The organism is Pseudomonas fluorescens, from assembly GCF_902497895.1.
Taxonomy (GTDB): Bacteria; Pseudomonadota; Gammaproteobacteria; order Pseudomonadales; family Pseudomonadaceae; genus Aquipseudomonas; species Aquipseudomonas fluorescens_BP.
Window position 1 is genome coordinate 30,708 of record NZ_CABVHQ010000009.1, and the last position, 16,220, is coordinate 46,927.

14 protein-coding genes and 1 tRNA gene are annotated in these 16,220 nt (G+C 59.8%); 6 read left to right on the plus strand and 9 right to left on the minus strand.

The genetic code is table 11. The features are described 5' to 3' along the window. Nucleotides 1-2: 2 nt before the first annotated feature. From bcsB to F8N21_RS06755, 8 genes are all read right to left on the minus strand, one after another. Nucleotides 3-2,309: a cellulose biosynthesis cyclic di-GMP-binding regulatory protein BcsB gene (bcsB, locus tag F8N21_RS06715; protein ID WP_150641374.1), complete on the minus strand. Its 2,307-nt coding sequence runs from the start codon at nt 2,307-2,309 to the stop codon at nt 3-5. Continuing rightward, a complete protein-coding gene (gene bcsA / locus F8N21_RS06720; RefSeq protein WP_150641375.1) occupies nt 2,306-4,891 on the minus strand; it encodes a UDP-forming cellulose synthase catalytic subunit in 2,586 nt (861 codons plus the stop codon). The genes bcsB and bcsA overlap by 4 nt, the downstream gene beginning before the upstream one ends. Further along, the gene (gene bcsQ, locus F8N21_RS06725; protein ID WP_150641376.1) at nt 4,888-5,610 is read right to left on the minus strand and encodes a cellulose biosynthesis protein BcsQ; all 723 of its coding nucleotides are present in this window, start codon (nt 5,608-5,610) and stop codon (nt 4,888-4,890) included. Before bcsQ ends, bcsA begins: the two co-directional genes overlap by 4 nt. Further along, a complete protein-coding gene (bcsR, locus tag F8N21_RS06730) occupies nt 5,607-5,846 on the minus strand; it encodes a cellulose biosynthesis protein BcsR (RefSeq protein ID WP_150641377.1) in 240 nt (79 codons plus the stop codon). Before bcsR ends, bcsQ begins: the two co-directional genes overlap by 4 nt. After that, nucleotides 5,816-7,447 carry a cellulose biosynthesis protein BcsG gene (gene bcsG / locus F8N21_RS06735; RefSeq protein ID WP_150641378.1) on the minus strand — a complete coding sequence of 544 codons (1,632 nt, stop codon included), beginning with the start codon at nt 7,445-7,447 and terminating at the stop codon, nt 5,816-5,818. Before bcsG ends, bcsR begins: the two co-directional genes overlap by 31 nt. Beyond that, nucleotides 7,434-7,634: a cellulose biosynthesis protein BcsF gene (gene bcsF, locus F8N21_RS06740; RefSeq protein ID WP_150641379.1), complete on the minus strand. Its 201-nt coding sequence runs from the start codon at nt 7,632-7,634 to the stop codon at nt 7,434-7,436. The genes bcsG and bcsF overlap by 14 nt, the downstream gene beginning before the upstream one ends. Beyond that, nucleotides 7,631-9,232: a cellulose biosynthesis protein BcsE gene (gene bcsE, locus F8N21_RS06745; protein ID WP_318184107.1), complete on the minus strand. Its 1,602-nt coding sequence runs from the start codon at nt 9,230-9,232 to the stop codon at nt 7,631-7,633. Before bcsE ends, bcsF begins: the two co-directional genes overlap by 4 nt. 1,201 nt (nt 9,233-10,433) lie before the next feature. Continuing rightward, nucleotides 10,434-11,501 (minus strand): hypothetical protein, encoded by a 1,068-nt coding sequence (locus F8N21_RS06755; RefSeq protein ID WP_150641381.1) that lies wholly within the window; start codon nt 11,499-11,501, stop codon nt 10,434-10,436. A gap of 191 nt (nt 11,502-11,692) precedes the next feature. Here F8N21_RS06755 and F8N21_RS30400 point away from each other — a divergent pair, with 191 nt between their 5' ends. From F8N21_RS30400 to F8N21_RS06780, 6 genes are all read left to right on the plus strand, one after another. Further along, on the plus strand, nt 11,693-11,848 hold the full coding sequence (locus F8N21_RS30400) for a hypothetical protein (RefSeq protein WP_191624227.1): 156 nt from the start codon (nt 11,693-11,695) through the stop codon (nt 11,846-11,848). A 125-nt stretch (nt 11,849-11,973) separates the two neighbouring features. Next, the gene (locus F8N21_RS06760; protein ID WP_150641382.1) at nt 11,974-12,534 is read left to right on the plus strand and encodes a YbhB/YbcL family Raf kinase inhibitor-like protein; all 561 of its coding nucleotides are present in this window, start codon (nt 11,974-11,976) and stop codon (nt 12,532-12,534) included. Nucleotides 12,535-12,619: 85 nt separating this feature from the next. Beyond that, complete coding sequence (locus F8N21_RS06765) at nt 12,620-14,371, plus strand: vWA domain-containing protein (RefSeq protein ID WP_150641383.1); 1,752 nt, start codon at nt 12,620-12,622, stop codon at nt 14,369-14,371. Between the two features lie 37 nt (nt 14,372-14,408). Beyond that, nucleotides 14,409-14,996, plus strand: a complete 588-nt coding sequence (locus tag F8N21_RS06770; RefSeq protein ID WP_150641384.1) for an RNA polymerase sigma factor — start codon at nt 14,409-14,411, stop codon at nt 14,994-14,996. Beyond that, nucleotides 14,993-15,691, plus strand: a complete 699-nt coding sequence (locus tag F8N21_RS06775; RefSeq protein WP_150641385.1) for a hypothetical protein — start codon at nt 14,993-14,995, stop codon at nt 15,689-15,691. The genes F8N21_RS06770 and F8N21_RS06775 overlap by 4 nt, the downstream gene beginning before the upstream one ends. Nucleotides 15,692-15,764: 73 nt before the next feature. Continuing rightward, complete coding sequence (locus F8N21_RS06780) at nt 15,765-15,959, plus strand: hypothetical protein (RefSeq protein WP_150641386.1); 195 nt, start codon at nt 15,765-15,767, stop codon at nt 15,957-15,959. 59 nt (nt 15,960-16,018) lie between these two features. On the opposite strand, the gene F8N21_RS06785 is transcribed toward F8N21_RS06780, so the two are convergent. After that, nucleotides 16,019-16,095 (minus strand) — tRNA-Arg (locus F8N21_RS06785). Between the last annotated feature and the right edge of the window lie 125 nt (nt 16,096-16,220).

Genomic DNA, 16,220 nt, shown 5'->3' on the forward strand with positions numbered 1-16,220 from the left:
CCTTACTCCTCGTTCGCCAGCCGACGATGCGCGGCCCAGCGCAAGGCGCGCCACAGCAGGAAGGAGGTCAGCAGCACGCTCAGGACCGCCATGCCCGCCAGCAGTACCGGATGTTCGGAGAGTTGGAACCAAAGCATCAGCCACCATGGCAAGTAGCCGACAAAGTACTGCTCGCCGACCAGCTGGCTATTCACGCCGCTGCTGCGGATCATGGCCACGGAACCGGACACGGCGTCGATTTTCCCGTTGTCGCCCAGGGTTTCGCGCAGCATCTGGTAGTCGGGGGGGGTGGTGGCCAGCAGCGCGACAATGCTGCGCTGGCTATGGAAGGGCGACTGCATGCCGACGATCGCCGCCATTGGGGCCTTGGCCGACACTTCCACCAGGTTGGCTCCCAGGTTGCGCTCATCGTTGATCTGCCCGGCCCGGGGCGAAGACTGGCCGGCGGCGGCATTCGACGCATGCATCAGGGAGTCGCGGGTATGGTCGAGCCACAGGTTGAGGTCCGACTGATCCCGCAGGTCCGCGGGCAGGGCGCCCAACACCAGCAGGTCGACGTCGGCTTTCCTGGCGTCATCCCAGTTGTCGCTCAGGTTCAGCGCCAGCGCCGGGAAGCCGGTTTGCGAGGAGATCCTGGCGACCGCCTCGAACAAGGTGCTGAGCTGGGTGGCGGTCGGATTGGCTGGCACCACCACCAGGGTCTCCGACAGGTCAGCCATACGACTGAACGGGAAACCGCTGCGGGCGAACGCGCGCAGGTCCGGCATGGCGATGTAATGGTGATAGCCCGAAAGGTCGATGGTCGACTCATCGTCGATCACCGCCCGGGTGTCCACCGGCAGGGAGGTCTGGCAGCGGTCGCGCTGGGAGCTGCCGAAGGTGCTGGCGAAACTGAAATCGAAACGGAGGCTGTTGCGGTCGCCGATTTTCAGCGCCGGAACCAGGAGTTGGTCGCTGACGTTCGCTGATTCGTTGGACAGCACCGCCAGGCGCAGTTCTTCCAGGCGGCTGTTGGTGTTGCGCAGCAGCGGCAGGCTGGTAATGAACTGGTTGTTGAGGCTGATGTTCAGGCGCGACTCGTCGTTGGCCGACGGCGGCGTGTAGCGGTACTTGGTCTGCAGCGGGATGCCCTGGTTACGCCAGACGAACAGATCGGGCGGCAGGTTGATGTCAAGGATGATCGACCGCGGTTGCAGGCCGCTGACCTGCAATTGCTCGGGGTATTTGAGCAGTTCGGCGAAGCGCACCGGGCGATCGGTACGCATCCAGTTGGGGGCGTCGTAGGGCTTGCGCGGCTGCAACTGCTGGACGTTTTCCACCGTCACCCGCGAGCTGCGAAACAGGTCTGCGCCCAAGGCCAGGGCGCGGGCGGCCACCGCCAGGTCAGCGTCATTGCGCCCCATCACCAACAGCACTTTGCTGTAGTGGTCGTTGGGGTTGTCGATCAGCTGCACCACCGGCGCCTGTACCAGCGGGAACTTCTCCAGGTCCGCGAGGAATTGTGGCCGATGATCGTTGGTGGCGAACACCACCGAAGGGGTGAGTGTGCCCCGGTCCTGGCTCGCCGGTAGCTGATCGAACAGCACCGGGAACTGGGCGCCGCGCCAACCCGCCAGGCTGCCGAAGTAAGAGGCCAGGATGCCGGCGGCGCGCTGTTCGCCCACGGTCGGGGAGGCGGCGAACAGCAGGTTGATGACCGGCTTGCCATAGCCCAGAGCGTCGAAGAATGGCCTCGGGAAGAACGCCAGATCGTTCTTGGTCGCCAGTGCCTGTTCCTGCAGGGAAACCTGGCTGGCGCGGCTGACGTTGACCCACAAGGCGCTGTTGGCCGGGTCTTCGCACATGTCGGTGTAATGGCCGACGAATTCCAGGCGGACGCGGTTGAAGTCGGTGACCAGTCGTGGATCCAGGGCGATCTGCTGCGTGGTCTTGCGCCCCAGATGTTCTTTCTCGATGGGCACCACGCTCATCAGCGTGTCATTCAGGTAGACCCGCATATGCGAGAGCGTCGGCAGCAGCGCCGGAGACGGGGTGTATTCCAGCTCAAGCCTGGCATCGCTGGCGATTCGGTCGCGCCGCAGGGTGAACTCGATCTGATCGCTGTTGTGGATCCCCAGCAACAGGCTGTCAGTCGAACGCCCCAGCTGTTCGAAGGTGCGCGAGGTGGCCCAGCTTGGGGTTTTCTGCTTCTGCTTCTGCTCCTGCTCCTGCGCCAGCGGGGGAGGGGCAGGCGCCGGGGCGGCCTGCGCGCAGGCAACAGCCAGGAGCGCCAGGGCGGCAAATAGCGATTTGCTGAAATAGCGGCTCATGCTGCGTTCACCGTTATAGACGAGGAGGGGGAAGACGCCAGGGGCATACGCGGCAGGTAACTGCCCAGCCAGGCCAGCAGGCGCAGGAACGGATCGATCACCACACGGGTCCAGGCTGGAAGGTATTCGTAGAGCCGGTAATAACCCTTGGCACCCAGCTTGAGAATGTCCAGGAAGCTGTGCAGCGGCCGGTCCTGGGCGAAGCCTTCGCCCCAGTTCAGCCAGGCGTCGGCCCGGGCGAAGGTGCACTGTACGAAATCGATTTTTTGTTGCTCCGTGAGCTGGGTGAAGCTGATCCCCACGAAGTTCTTGTGGCTACGGCTGACCACGCCGGGAAACAGGAACTCGCGCTGCCCACGCTGCATCAGCAGCGAAACGCGACCACCCACCGGCAGCGACAGCGGCACATCCACCTGGAACCCGGCGCCGCCGTCGGAGTAGTCCACCAGCATGCCGGAGTAGAAGTGACCGTTTTCCAGACGCACGGCCGCCGGCAGCTTGGACTGCACCCTGTGTGTCTGGCGCACCTGCCGCACTTCAGCGGCAATCGCCACTGCGGCACCGATGATCAGCAGGTTGTAGACCACCCAGAGAATGCTCACCAGCACCGTGCCGATCTCGGTCATCGGGCCGCTGAGCAAGCGCCAGAAGGCGAAGCCCAGGCCTGCCACGTTCAGGGCCGAGAGCGCCAGATAGGGCTGGGCGATCTTCCAGTCGAACTGGTTGTGCTCCATCAGACCGCCCTTGGCCGTGACGTTGAACTTGCCTTTCTTGGGGTTGAACAGCGCCACGGTGGTGGGCCGGGCGATGTACCAGGCCAATACCGTTTCGTAGACCTCGCCCCAGAACGTCTGGCGATAGTTGCCCTGCATCCGCGAGTTGGTCAGGCTGGCATGGATCATGTGCGGCAGCACGTACAACAGGATCATCAACGCCGGGGCGTAGATGATGTAGGCGTGAAAAAACAGGAAGGCCAGCGGCGCGGTAAGAAACACCAGCCGCGGTAGCCCGGCCAGGAAGTGCATCATCGCGTTGGCATAACAGATCCGCTGGAAAATCGTCAGGCCTTTGCCCAGCAAGGGGTTGTCGGTGCGGAAAATCTGCGCCATGCCGCGGGCCCAGCGAATCCGCTGGCCGACATGCGCCGACAGGCTTTCGGTGGCCAGCCCGGCAGCCTGGGGAATGCGCACGTAAGCCGAGTTCCAGCCGTGTCGGTGCAGGCGCAGCGCGGTATGGGCGTCTTCGGTCACGGTTTCGACCGCGAAGCCGCCGATCTGGTCCAGCGCCGAGCGGCGCAATACTGCACAGGAGCCGCAGAAGAACGCCGCGTTCCACATATCGTTGCCGTCCTGCACCAGGCCGTAGAACAGCTCGCCCTCGTTGGGCCGGCGCCGGAACATGTTCAGGTTACGCTCGAAAGGGTCGGGAGACAGGAAGTGGTGCGGAGTCTGCACCAGGGCCAGCTTCGGATCGCGCAGGAACCAGCCCACGGTGAGCTGCAAAAAGGAGCGCACAGGGATGTGGTCGCAGTCGAAAATTGCCACCAGCTCGCCATCGATACGGCTCAACGCATGGTTGAGGTTGCCGGCCTTGGCATGCCGGTTATCCGCGCGAGTGATGTAGCCGACGCCGACTTTGGCCGCGAACTGGCGGAAGCTCTCGCGCTTGCCATCATCGAGAATGTGGATGCGCAGCTTGTCCTGCGGCCAGTCGATGCCCAAGGCAGCGTAGACCGTGCTGCGGACCACCGAGAGGTCCTCGTTGTAGGTCGGGATCAGCAGATCGACGGTGGGCCACAGCCGGGTATCGCGAGGCATCTGCGCCGGTTGGCGACCCAGCGGCCAGCAGGTCTGGATATAGCCCAGGATCAACACCACCCAGGCGTAGGTTTCGGCCGCCAGCAGCAACAGGCCGATGGTCAGGTCCAGCGGGCTGTTCCAGTTCAGAGTCGAGGTGTAGCGCCACCACAGGTAGCGGCAGGACACGATGATCGACAGGACGATCATCAACAGCGTCGGGAAGCGCCCCGGGATGCGCCGCACCAGCATGGCCAGCGCCCAGAGCAGAATCACGAACACCAGTTGGGCGATGTAGCCGAAGGGTTCGGTGATGCACACCAGCATCAGCACCACCGCTACCACACTCACGCCAATGTTCAGCCAGCGCTGACGACGGGGCTTCAGGCCTTTCCACCAGGCCTGGCTCTGCCGCACTCGCGCACTTTGCTGGACATGGCGCGGCAAGGCGTCGAGCAAGCGGCCCAAGCGCACGCCGAGCAGGCGTTGCCGCAGCCGCGCAGGGCGCGTCCAGCGCGGCCAGCTCAGCGGGCGGCGTAGCGGCTGCACCAGCAGCAACCAGAGGCTTTGCACCATGAAACGCAGCGGATCACCCAGGCTTGGCGGCTTATTCGCCAACTGCGGATACCAGCGCTGACGCTGCTCGCGCATCTGCTGCCAGCCCGGCGCCTCCAGGCGCAGGAACAGCCAGCCCAGGGCATTGAGCGAAGCCAGCAAGAGCGCGGTCAGAGGGGGTGTATCGTACTCGCGACGCAGGTAGGTGTAGGGAAACCAGCGGGCAATCATGCCACCTCCCGGCGGCGGGCCAGGCACCAGGTCGCCAGGCTCAGTACGTCCTGGGCCGCCAGACTGCCTGGCGCATACAGCCCGATCGGGGTCTTGAACGCGAGCGACTCGCGCATCGCCTCATCGTTGTGCACGGTCAGGGACAGCAGCCGGTCGGCATGGTTCTTACGCCAGATCAGCATCAGATCACGCTGCAACTGGCTACCGGGATCGAAACGATTGACCAGCAACGGGCCGTTCACCGTCCCCTGCTGTTGCAGCAGCACATGGCAGGCCGCATCCGCTTCGGCGACCTGGATCGGGAAATGACAGGGGCCGGTGTTGCCGTGTCCGACCAGGCGCTGCGGCACATCGAACAGTACCCAGTCGTAGTGCTCGGCCAGGCTGGCCTGACGCCGGGCCCACAGGGTATGGTCCTTCGCCAGATGGCGTTCCATTTCAAGTTGTTCGTCACTGTCGAGGCGGCCATAGGGCAGCAGACTCAGATTCGGCGCCAGGCTCCAGGCCTGGTTGTACCATTTCTCGCCATCGAGCATGCCGCGGGCCCAGCCGCAGCTTTTCACGGTCGCCAGATTGAAGTACAGGCGCAGCAGGTTCTCCGGGCACATGTCCACCACCAGCACGCGCTCGCCCAGACTGTGCAGGGCGTAACCAATCCCCGCCAGCAGGGAACTGCTGCCGACGCCTCCACGCAACCCACGCAGACTCAACGATCTCACGTCCTCACCTTCTGCGGGGCCTTCAGTTGAGTTTTCAGCGGCAGTGCCGCGCTTTCCAGCTCGGCCAATAGCGGCCAGCGCTGCAAGGCGCGGCGCAGTTCCAGTTCGGCGGAAATGTCCACGTACTCGAGATCCGGCAGCTCAAGCTCAAGCTTCAGCCGGGCGATGTCATCGGCCCGCCCGTTACGGGCATGCGCCAAGGCACTCATTTGAAGCGCTGAGGGTAAGGTAGCCATGCACTTTTCTCCTTGATCCGGATATAGGGCTTGCCGCCGTAGTCGAGTACCACGGTGCCGGAGTTCTCGGACACCACCGGGGTCTGTGGCAGATCGCTCAACAGCGCCTGCCAGTCCGGCCCCTGGCCCTCGGCCTGGGGCGAGGCGGCATACAAGCGGGCGATGATTTCGGACAAGGCCAGATAACTGGTGGGTGCGTTGACATGCAGCGGCACCGAATTCGCCGTGGCGCCCATCCCGATCAGCTTGATGCCCACCGGCACGTGAGTGATGGACGGGCTCGGAATCTCACGCATGCCGGAGATCTGCATGCGGTCGCCATGCAGCGCCGCGCCGTGCTCGGGCACGATCACCACGGCCACGCGCCGACCGCTGCGCTCGAGTTTCTTGATGAAGGCCGTCAGGTCGTCGATCAGAGCCTGGGCACGAGGTTTATACTCGGCGCTCTTGGTGCCGCCGTCGGCGGTCAGCGCTCGGTTGCCGTCGTGCAGTGTGGTGGTGTTGTAGAACAGCGCCACGCGCGAATCCTGGTTTTTCTCGCGGTGCTGCCACCACTTGTCCAGGACTTCCCGGTCGCGCCAGATTGGCGAACCGTCGAAGCCCACCAGCACCCGCGACAGGTTCGAGGCGTTCACCGCCGGGTTGGGCAGAGTCCCCTGGCTGCGGACTTCATCGAGGAATCCTTCGAACTGACCGGTGTGGTTGAGCATCACTTCGCTGGCAAAACCCAACTTGCGCAGATCGTCCATCAGCAGGCATTGCTCCGGCGCCACGCGGTAGAGCTTGTTGTGCGGTTGCTGGCCGCAGCTGGCGCGCAACAGACGTATCGCCGCCGGGCCGCTGTAGGAAGTGGCCGAGTTGAAGTTGTCGAACACCACATCCATCTGCTGCAACAGCGGGTTGTCCCGCAGGCCCACTGCGTCCAAGTCGTCCCAGGCCATGGAGCAGATATTGATCAACAGCAGGTCGAACGGCTGGGCCCCTGAGGTCGAGGGCTTGAACTCGACGCGCCGGCCGGCCTCGGTGTCGTAGAACTTTTGCAGGTAGTCGTCCAGTGTCGCGCTGTCGGGCTCGGCGTTGCCGACCACGGCGCTGGCAGACGCCGTGCCGGGATTCGCAGCCTGTTGCGCGGGCGCTTGCAACGCCAGCAGGTTGGCGCTGCCCAGCAACGCCAGCCAGCCCAGGGTCAGGGTGGTCAGGCGCAGCCACTGATTGACGAACAGGTACGCCACCACCACGATCAGCAGCAGACCGCAGAGGCTCCAGTCGATGAAGCGACCGGCCAGCTCCAACAGGTATTCACCGGTGAAGTCCAGTACGCCGGGTTGATCCAGAAGGCGGCTGAACGGCGGCAGCCAGGAGTCCTGATAGAACAGCGCCAACCCCAGTGGCACGGCGATCAGCCAACGCAGCAGGGTCGTATAACGATTGCGCAACGGTATCAGCAAGACCGCAGCGAACACCAGGTTGGGCAGGATCTGGAGATTGAGGTAACCGCCCCAGAACAACAGCAACTTGATCAGGAAGTACAGGTTCCACAGGCCCAGACCCGGCCAGCTCCACGCGAGTTGCGGGCTGACGGGGATTTCAAGACGGCTCATGGGGCTCACTCTGGACAGGTTGCGGGGTCGTACGCCGACGTACACCACGGGATTTCAAGTAACGTGGGCCCAAATAACGCTCAAGCCCGTGCTTGATGCGCTGACTGAAACGGCTCAGCAGCAGAACCAGCGCCAGCGTCAGCAGACTGCTGGCGGCAATCACCTGCAGCAACTCGGAATACATCATGCGCAAGGTTCCGTCAGCGAAAGGGTGGTGCGGTGCGGTGTGAAGCCGGTCAGTCCGACGAATTGCGACAGGTTATCGACGACCCGCTCACCCGCCAGCAGAAACGTTTCGGGCAATTCGGTGGCCTCGATAAAGGCCTTGCGCGGCAGGTGCTCCACCGATGGCAACGGCTCGCAGGCGCTGAAAATATCGCCCCATGACAGGCGGCATATATTGCTCAGGGCCGGTTCCAGGCCATCGGCGCGGCAGGCGAACAGAAATAGATAGAAGGTGCCGTCCAGCACACAAGCGATGTCGCCATAGCGGCGCAGGCTGACCTGACTCAGGTATTGCTCTATCTCGAGTCCGCCACGTGACTGCAGTTTCAGCAACTGGTGGCTGATCTCGCCGGAAGCGCCGCTGTACACCTGGTCCAGGGTTGCGATGAACTTGCTCGGCGTCAGCAGCCCGCGAACATGAGGGGGGTGCATACGGTCATAAAGGGCCTGGAACTCAATGTCGCTGCGGTAATGCCAGAGCTGCCCCTGCACGCTATCGGTCAGGCTCAGAAAGTGTGCCAGAGAGGCCTTCTGCGGCACGATCAGATTGGCGCCGCAGGCCAGCAGCAGACGCTCGTCGCGGTAGCGCAGGCAGGGCTCCATTTCGCGAACGATGATTTTCAGTGCCATTCCGCAGTGATTGCGTAACTTGTGCAACTGACGGGCAAGGTCTTCGACCTGGTCGTTACCCTCGATCGCCACGATCACGCTCGCGGCTCGCGCCTTTAGGGCGTGCAGCAACAACTCGTCGCGCTCCGCGAACAGTCGCCATTGCTGGGACAGCGGCGGCGCGCCTTCGAGTACGCTGCGCTGGGCCAGGTAGACACGCTGGTCATCGGTACGGATGGCTTGCGGGCTACTACGTTGCGCCCGGCTCAGGCCCAGAACCCCGTCGGCCTGCTCCAGTTCGAACTCTCGTGCGGCGCACACGCCCAGCTCGTTATGCCAGAAGTGCAGCTGATAACGGATGCTGCCATCGCGCCGATACAACTGCGCCAACCCCGACAACTCTTCGTTGAGGCCCACCAGTTCGGCATGCACCGCCGGTTCCTGGCCGTGGCACAGCACCATCAGGGTGCAGCGGCGCTTGCGCAGCCACTGGCGTGTTTCTTCACACCATTGCTGCAGATGCCGAGCGTCAAAGCGCCGCCAGGCCAGGGCCGGTAACAGCAGAAGGATTTGACTGTCCGGGGTCCTGACGCTGCGCTGCAGCTCGGGCACCCAGGATTTCAGGGCCATGCCGAGGTCATCGCCGGCCACTTCGAAGAGCCGCAGACACTCCGGGCCAGACTCGCCGTCGAGGTTTTCCAACAGGGTCCGGGGATCGCATCCGCCGCACACAAGTGTGGTTGGCTGGGTTTGCGGCAAGGCGCTCAGGAACTGAAGCGCAAGCGCCTCGGCATCGCTGTTCAGATCGACGGAGACCCAGTACAGGCCGCCTTGACGCAATAACACTTGCTCATCCTGCAAATGCCGGATACCTAAGCTAACATGACTCAAACTGACTTCTCCGTACCCGAAAAATGCCTTAAACCAACGGGCAGAGAGCCCTGTGCACAACCGATCCGCGACTGCCTTCCTACCTGTGAACCGGGTGTGCAACGGCTACTGCAAAGGCGCTGACATCTGGCCGGAAACCTCAAAAAAACAAGGATATTCAGGGATGAACCCTGCGCCTGACATGATCTGAATCATCCTTGCCGCTGGAGAGGCAGACCTGGTCATGTGCCAGTCGTCATATCGGATGCGAAAACAATCCTCGGCGCTCGGTGTCTGGCTCGTGTGACTTCTTTAGCCATCCACGGCGGAGTCTCGGGGGCCCGTGAAACCGGGCTCGCGGCGTGCAATCATCGAGTGTTTGTTTCGTGCAATGAATAACGTCCTTGTCATCCTGCAGTGAACCTTTCCCCGGATTATCAAGACTTTACGACAGTGATCGGTGAGCTTCGCGGCTCAGGGCCGAAGGCGCCGTCAACGCGGCGCCACGCTGGCGTGGCGGGCGATGCAACTCGAACCAGCCCTGCCGTCTCCAATCACTCAGTCGAGTGTCTTGTCTGAATCCTTCTGTGTTCGGGTGCACGGCAAATCAAGCTGCTGATCTGTGCATTTTGATCCGGGCCCGGTACGCAATGATTGCCGCAAGCAGCGCAACGTACAGGCAGGTGCAACTACAGTTTCGAAGGCTTATCCGCTGCTTGTCGTATCGGCTATGCAAGTCGACAGCAGGAGGGGATCAAAATGATACCGCCAATTTTTTGAATTGTCCAAGCGTCGCTTCGAGTCTTGTTATTAAAATAACCAAATAGCGCCATAAAAATGGCGCCTCCCGTTCGGCGGTCAACGCAACGGTAAAATGGCGCCCAGTAATACATATGGATTTTCTGCTGAACAAAAGGTCAGAGTTTTGGAAGTTGCGGCAGGTTTGCGCGCAATCCGAGAGATATTTTTCTCTCGCCCTGCCCATCCGCTCTGGATTTTCTGCGAGATGAATCCCCATTCCCGACGTGCGACTTCGATCACGCATTGAAACAGGGCCAGTTCACGCTTAACCGTATGCCCCTTACGCAACTTCGACGCTCATCGCGGTAGCGGGCAAAGTCGGAGGATGATGCTTGAGGGCTTCCAGGCGTTTGATTTCGAAGAAAAGGGGGCACGAAGAAGAAAAGGGGAGAGATTTAAGAAGAATAGAAGAAGAAAATGGGAGAGATTTAATTGTTGAGCCAAAGAGGCCATTAAAGAAATAAATCCGTCCCCTTTTCTCTCATTGCGCAATTGATTTTCTGGTTAATACATAAAAATTTCTTCTCTGGTCTCCATCAAATCCTGTAGCAAAGTCACTGATTTGATAGCTCCCTGACGTAGCTATTTTTTGTACTAATGCGGGATCATTTTTGGCATCGGCTGGGATTTTGACATACTCTGTATCCATCAATATTCCGAATACTTTCCTCATGTCATCTCTCCATGCTATTTTTTCTTCCTCCTCAAGCTCATCAGCATAGGCAGGGATTTCATAGAGAAGGGATGAATGTCTATCTTGTTCGATTTGTTTGATATTATCTCCTGTTGCAATAGGTAGCGCTTGTATATCCTCTAATGTTAATCCTTGAGAAACCCCTTGCGAGATATCTATTATTTTTTGTTGAGTGCGCGGTAACAAAAGATTCCATTCAACAGTAATTCTATCTGTTGTTCCAGGTCCATAGAGCTTGTATTTCATATCTCTATATTTATCAATAGTAAAAGTAGAAGCTGTCCCTCCCAATTTATTAATGCTTAGTTTTGCAATTTCACCCCGCAAAGGACCTTGCATCCATTCAATTCGAGTAGATCCATTTTCTAACGCATCATTTGATTGAAGTAATCTTAGATGAAACCCAATAGCATTTTTGCTTCTGTTCTTTTCTCTAACTCCCAAGAATGTAGATTCCAACGAATTGTTTTTCCCACCAAAAACAAATCCAAAACCTAACCACCCTTCATCTGTAAATCCTTCCTTTTCAGTGTATGCTACAAATGCGGACCCGCCAGTTTTTGCAATATTACTTATAAGATAAGGGGGCATGATGTCGCGATGATCCCTCATTCCAAAAATTCTTTCTTGTTGTTGCGAGGCAAGCTCTAAACCATTTCCTTTCTGGCCATCTTTCAAATTTGTTAAAAAATGCGCATGTTCCCAATTAAGAGGAGTAAAAATAGTTGAGCCTATTCCAGGTATAACTTTTTTCCAGCCAATTCCATGTTTTTCAAAGCCGAAATTTCTGGGGGCAAAAAAATCTCGCGCGGCTTCGATTTCAAGCTCTTGTGGAATATGTTCAGATCTAGCCATGCGTTCAGTCCTATAATTTGCCGCGCAGTATAGTCGTAGGTTAGAAGAATGTGCATAGAGATCATTATCGTATTGTTGCAAGTAATTGCGGTTTTTATTTTTTACAAAATGTATAAGCTCTCCAATTGCGGCACCCGGTTGGTGAGAGCCTGAAGAAACGCAACCGAGACGCGCTGGGTTTGAATTGTTAGATGATAGAGTTAAAGAAACAGATACAAGCATCAATTGATGCGATTCAGAAGCAGCTGCAAACTTCAAATGAATTTGTTGTAACTGATTATTTGAAAAAATATCAGGCTGCCTTGATCGAAGCTAAACAGGAAAGGGGAAATACGGGTAGACCCTGAGAGAAATAGAGGACGCCCGTTAGCCGGCCCTACGTCAGGATCCAGGGCTGCTAACCGCAGGGTCCATCACGCAGGCTATAGTTTCCAGGCCCTACGACGATCCCATCCGCAGAAGGTGCTCAGTCATGTCTCTACTTGTTCCGCCCAACAGCTGGTTGGTCGCCAGCGCACTGGTGCTTGGTCTGCAACTGACCGCCCAGGCCCAGGAACGCTTCACCCTGACCACTCCCGGGGCGCCGGACAATGCGCTGTTCAGCCAGGCCAATGCCAGCGATGCCAACGATTGCGGTGGGCAAAATGTTTCTCCGGCGCTGAGCTGGAGCGATGGGGCCAAGGGCACCACCAGCTACGCCATCGTCATGCACGACCCGGACGGGCAAAAAGGCCTGGGGGTCGATCACTGGGTGCATTACGGCATCGCTGCCACCACTCGCGTTATCGCCTCCGGGGCGAGTGACCAATCGACCCTTGAAGGGCTCGGAGGGACCAACAGCAAAAATACCACCACCTATGCCGGTCCATGCCCGCCGGCCGGCGACAGCGCGCATCACTATGTGATCCAGATCTACGCCCTCGATCTCGCTCCGGATGCGTTGCCCGCGGGCCTGACCCGTGCGCAGCTGATGGAGAAGATCAAAGGTCATGTGCTGCGCAATAGCAGCGTGGTGCGGCGTTACCAGCGCTGAAAAATATTCTTCGGGACTTAACCCGAATCGATAAGGCTGTCCGTCTCAGAGGATGAATGGATCATTTCCTCTCGAGGTCAGCCACATGTCACTTCCTCTGCATTTTCTTCGCCCGGCCGCACAGGGTTTCGCCGCCGGGTTGCTGCTGGCGATTGTCGGCTGTGGTGTGTCATCCAGACCCGACGCCGCTGCCCCCCAGCCGCCGGCCCAAGGTGCGCTGCACCGCGAGGCGGAATCCTCGGTGCAAAGCGAGGCGCTGATGGCGGATGCGACGCAGGCCAAACGCAGCCTGGGAGCGATGCCTGCGCCTGCCACGATGTACGCGCCAGTAGCGGCCGGTGAAGCCACTGCGCCGGGTTATCGGGATGAGCAACGCGAGCAGTATCAGGCTCTGACGGATAACCCGATCCAGAGCGTCGCCCAAGCGCCGGTATCGACCTTCAGTGTCGACGTCGACACCGGCAGCTATGCCAACGTGCGGCGTCTGCTCAATCAGGGCCGCCTGCCGCCGGAAGGCGCGGTGCGCCTGGAAGAAATGGTCAACTACTTCCCCTACGATTACGTCCAGCCCGGCGACGGCACGCCATTTGGCGTGACCACTGAGCTGGCGCCATCACCGTGGAATCCCCACACCCGTCTGCTACGCATTGGCATCAAGGCCTCGGATCGCGCGGTAGCTGAACTGGCTCCGGCGAATCTGGTGTTTCTAGTGGACGTGTCCGGCTCCATGGATCGCCGCGAAGGGCTGCCGCTGGTCAAAAGCACCCTGAAGTTGTTGGTCGATCAGTTGCGTGAGCAGGATCGGGTGTCATTGGTGGTGTATGCCGGTGAATCACGGGTGGTCCTGGAGCCGACCTCCGGCCGCGACAAGGCGAAGATCCGCGCCGCCATCGAGCAGTTGACAGCAGGAGGCTCGACCGCGGGCGCCTCCGGTATCGAACTGGCGTATCAGATGGCCCGGCAGGGGTTTATCGCCAAAGGCATCAATCGCATCCTGTTGGCCACCGACGGCGACTTCAATGTTGGCGTCAGCGATTTCGACAGCCTCAAACAAATGGCGGTGGATAAACGCAAAACCGGCGTTTCCCTGACCACCCTGGGGTTCGGCGTGGACAACTACAATGAACAGCTGATGGAGCAACTGGCAGACGCTGGCGATGGTAACTATGCCTATATCGACAATCTGCGGGAGGCGCGCAAGGTGCTGGTCGATCAACTCGGCTCGACCCTCGCCGTGGTGGCGAAAAACGTCAAGCTGCAGCTGGAGTTCAACCCTGCGCAGGTCAGTGAATACCGGCTGCTCGGCTACGAAAATCGTGCATTGAAACGCGAAGACTTCAGCAATGACAAAGTCGATGCGGGCGAGATCGGTGCCGGGCATACGGTCACCGCGCTGTACGAAATAGTGCCCAAAGGTGAAAAGGGCTGGCTGGAGCCGCTGCGTTACACCAGTGGGCAAGCCGCTCGGCAGGATGGAAAAGCCAATGAACTGGCGATGCTGCGAGTGCGCTATCAACTACCGGAGGGTGGTGCCAGCCGCTTGATCGAACGGCCGATCGTTCAGGGCGAGCAGCCCGGCAAGTTGGCACAAGCCAGTGATGATCTGCGCTTCGCGGCGGCAGTCGCGGCGTTTTCCCAACAGCTTAAGGATGGGCGCTACACCGGCTCCTTCGGCTTGAACGACACCGTGGCACTGGCCCGTGGCGCACGAGGCGATGATCGATTTGGCCTGCGTGGCGAGTTCGTGCAATTGGTCGAGTTGGCGCAAAGCCTGCAAACCCCGGCGGCAACGGTCAGTCAGCGGCCCAGTGCAGCAGACGACAGCCGCGTCGAATAACGCCACAGTGAGCAGAGCCAAGGAGTCTCTTACTGATATGTCTGCCGCGAATGCGTCATCCACCGACTCCGCCGGCAGCGATGAAACGCTGCTGGCGCGCTATCGCACCGGCGATGCGGTGGCGTTCGAGATTTTGTATGAGCGGCATCGCCAGGGCCTGTACCGTTTCCTCCTGGGCTTGAGCGGCAAGACCGAACTGGCCGAAGAGGTTTACCAGGAAACCTGGCTGAGCCTGATCCGCAGCACCAGCCAGCCACAAGGTCGGGCGAACTTTCGTACCTGGCTCTATCAGATCGCCCGCAACCGCCTGATCGACCACTGGCGCAAACAAGGCATCCGCAACCCCCTGCACGACAGCTACGACGAACAGGCCCACGCACTGATCGATGACGCTGCCGGACCGGAGCAGCTACTGACCCTGAGCCGCGACAGCCTGCGTCTGGAAGCGGCACTACAGGAGTTGCCCACCGATCAGCGCGAAGTCTTCCTGTTGCGGGTCCACGGCGACCTCGAGCTGCCACAGATCGCAGCCCTGACCGAGACGCCGCTGGAAACGGTGAAAAGCCGTTTCCGTTATGCACAGCAAAAACTGCGTCGGCTGCTGGCCGAGGAGGTACTCACATGACTGACGCCCGACAGCCGCCGGATTCAGCGGAAGACGATCTACTCCAGCATTTTCGCCAACAAGCGACGGGTGAACCACCGGCCCGACTGGATTCGCTGATCCTCGCCGCCGCTCGTCGCGAAACTCCCGCGCCGTCGCCAAGCCTGTGGCAGCGTTGGCTACAGGCCTGCCAGAAACCCCGCTGGCAAGTGGCTTTCGCCAGCCTGGTGGGCGTTGCGCTGATGCTGGCGTTGGTGCAGCGTTCGCCGGAACAACAACCCAAGTATGACTTTGCCCCCGAACCGAAACTGTCCGCGCCGAGCAGCGCCAAACGGCAAGCTGTGCCCGGGTCGGCTGAACTCGCCGAATCAATGCCGCAATCCATTCAGGGTGGCGCCCCTGCTGGCGCCGTGTCAGCTCCCGCCCCAGCGGCTCCAACGGCCAGTTTCGCTATGCCAGCGCAAACCGAGTCGTTTCGTGCACAAACCCAGGAAAAAGCCAGTGAGTTTATGGCGGACGAGGCGAAAGCCAAGGTCAGCAAGCGTGCCGCAGCCCAATCCAAAACACTGGATGAGGAACTGCGAGAGGTCCTGCGCCTGCGCGGCCTTGGTCAGGAAAAAGCCGCGGACGCCCAGCTAGAGGCGTTGCGCAAGCGTTTCCCGAAGAATGACCTCACGGCTCGACTCAAGGAATTGCAGGACCACCGAGGTCAATGACGGTCAGCAGGTTGGCGTCGATAATTGAAAGGGCGCACTATTGAACCAATTGCTGATGCGTTGGAGAGTAGCCGTGACGCAACGAATCGACCGCATTGCCCAGCTCAAGAATTGTCCGGTCATGGGCGAGGAAATACGCCGGGCAATCACTGAAAGCCGCAAAGATCCGCTACCGACGTCGGAAGAGGATGATGATACTGAAGAATTGGATGCGGACATCGAGCCAGTTGAAGCGCCTGCGGGTGGCAAGTCCAAAAAAAGATCTTGAGTCAACGCCCACAAAAAAGCCCCAGGCCATAAGACCTGGGGCTTTTTCGTTTCTGCGTATGGTGCACCAGGCGGGATTCGAACCCACGACCACTGCCTTCGGAGGGCAGTACTCTATCCAGCTGAGCTACTGGTGCAATGCGGGCGCCATGATACTCATAAGCATAGCGGGCGTCCATGCTGCTGAATCGCCTGATGTTTTGCGACGCTAACGGCTATTCACTACGTTGATCAGAAAATTTCAGCAAAAGCGCCATTTTTG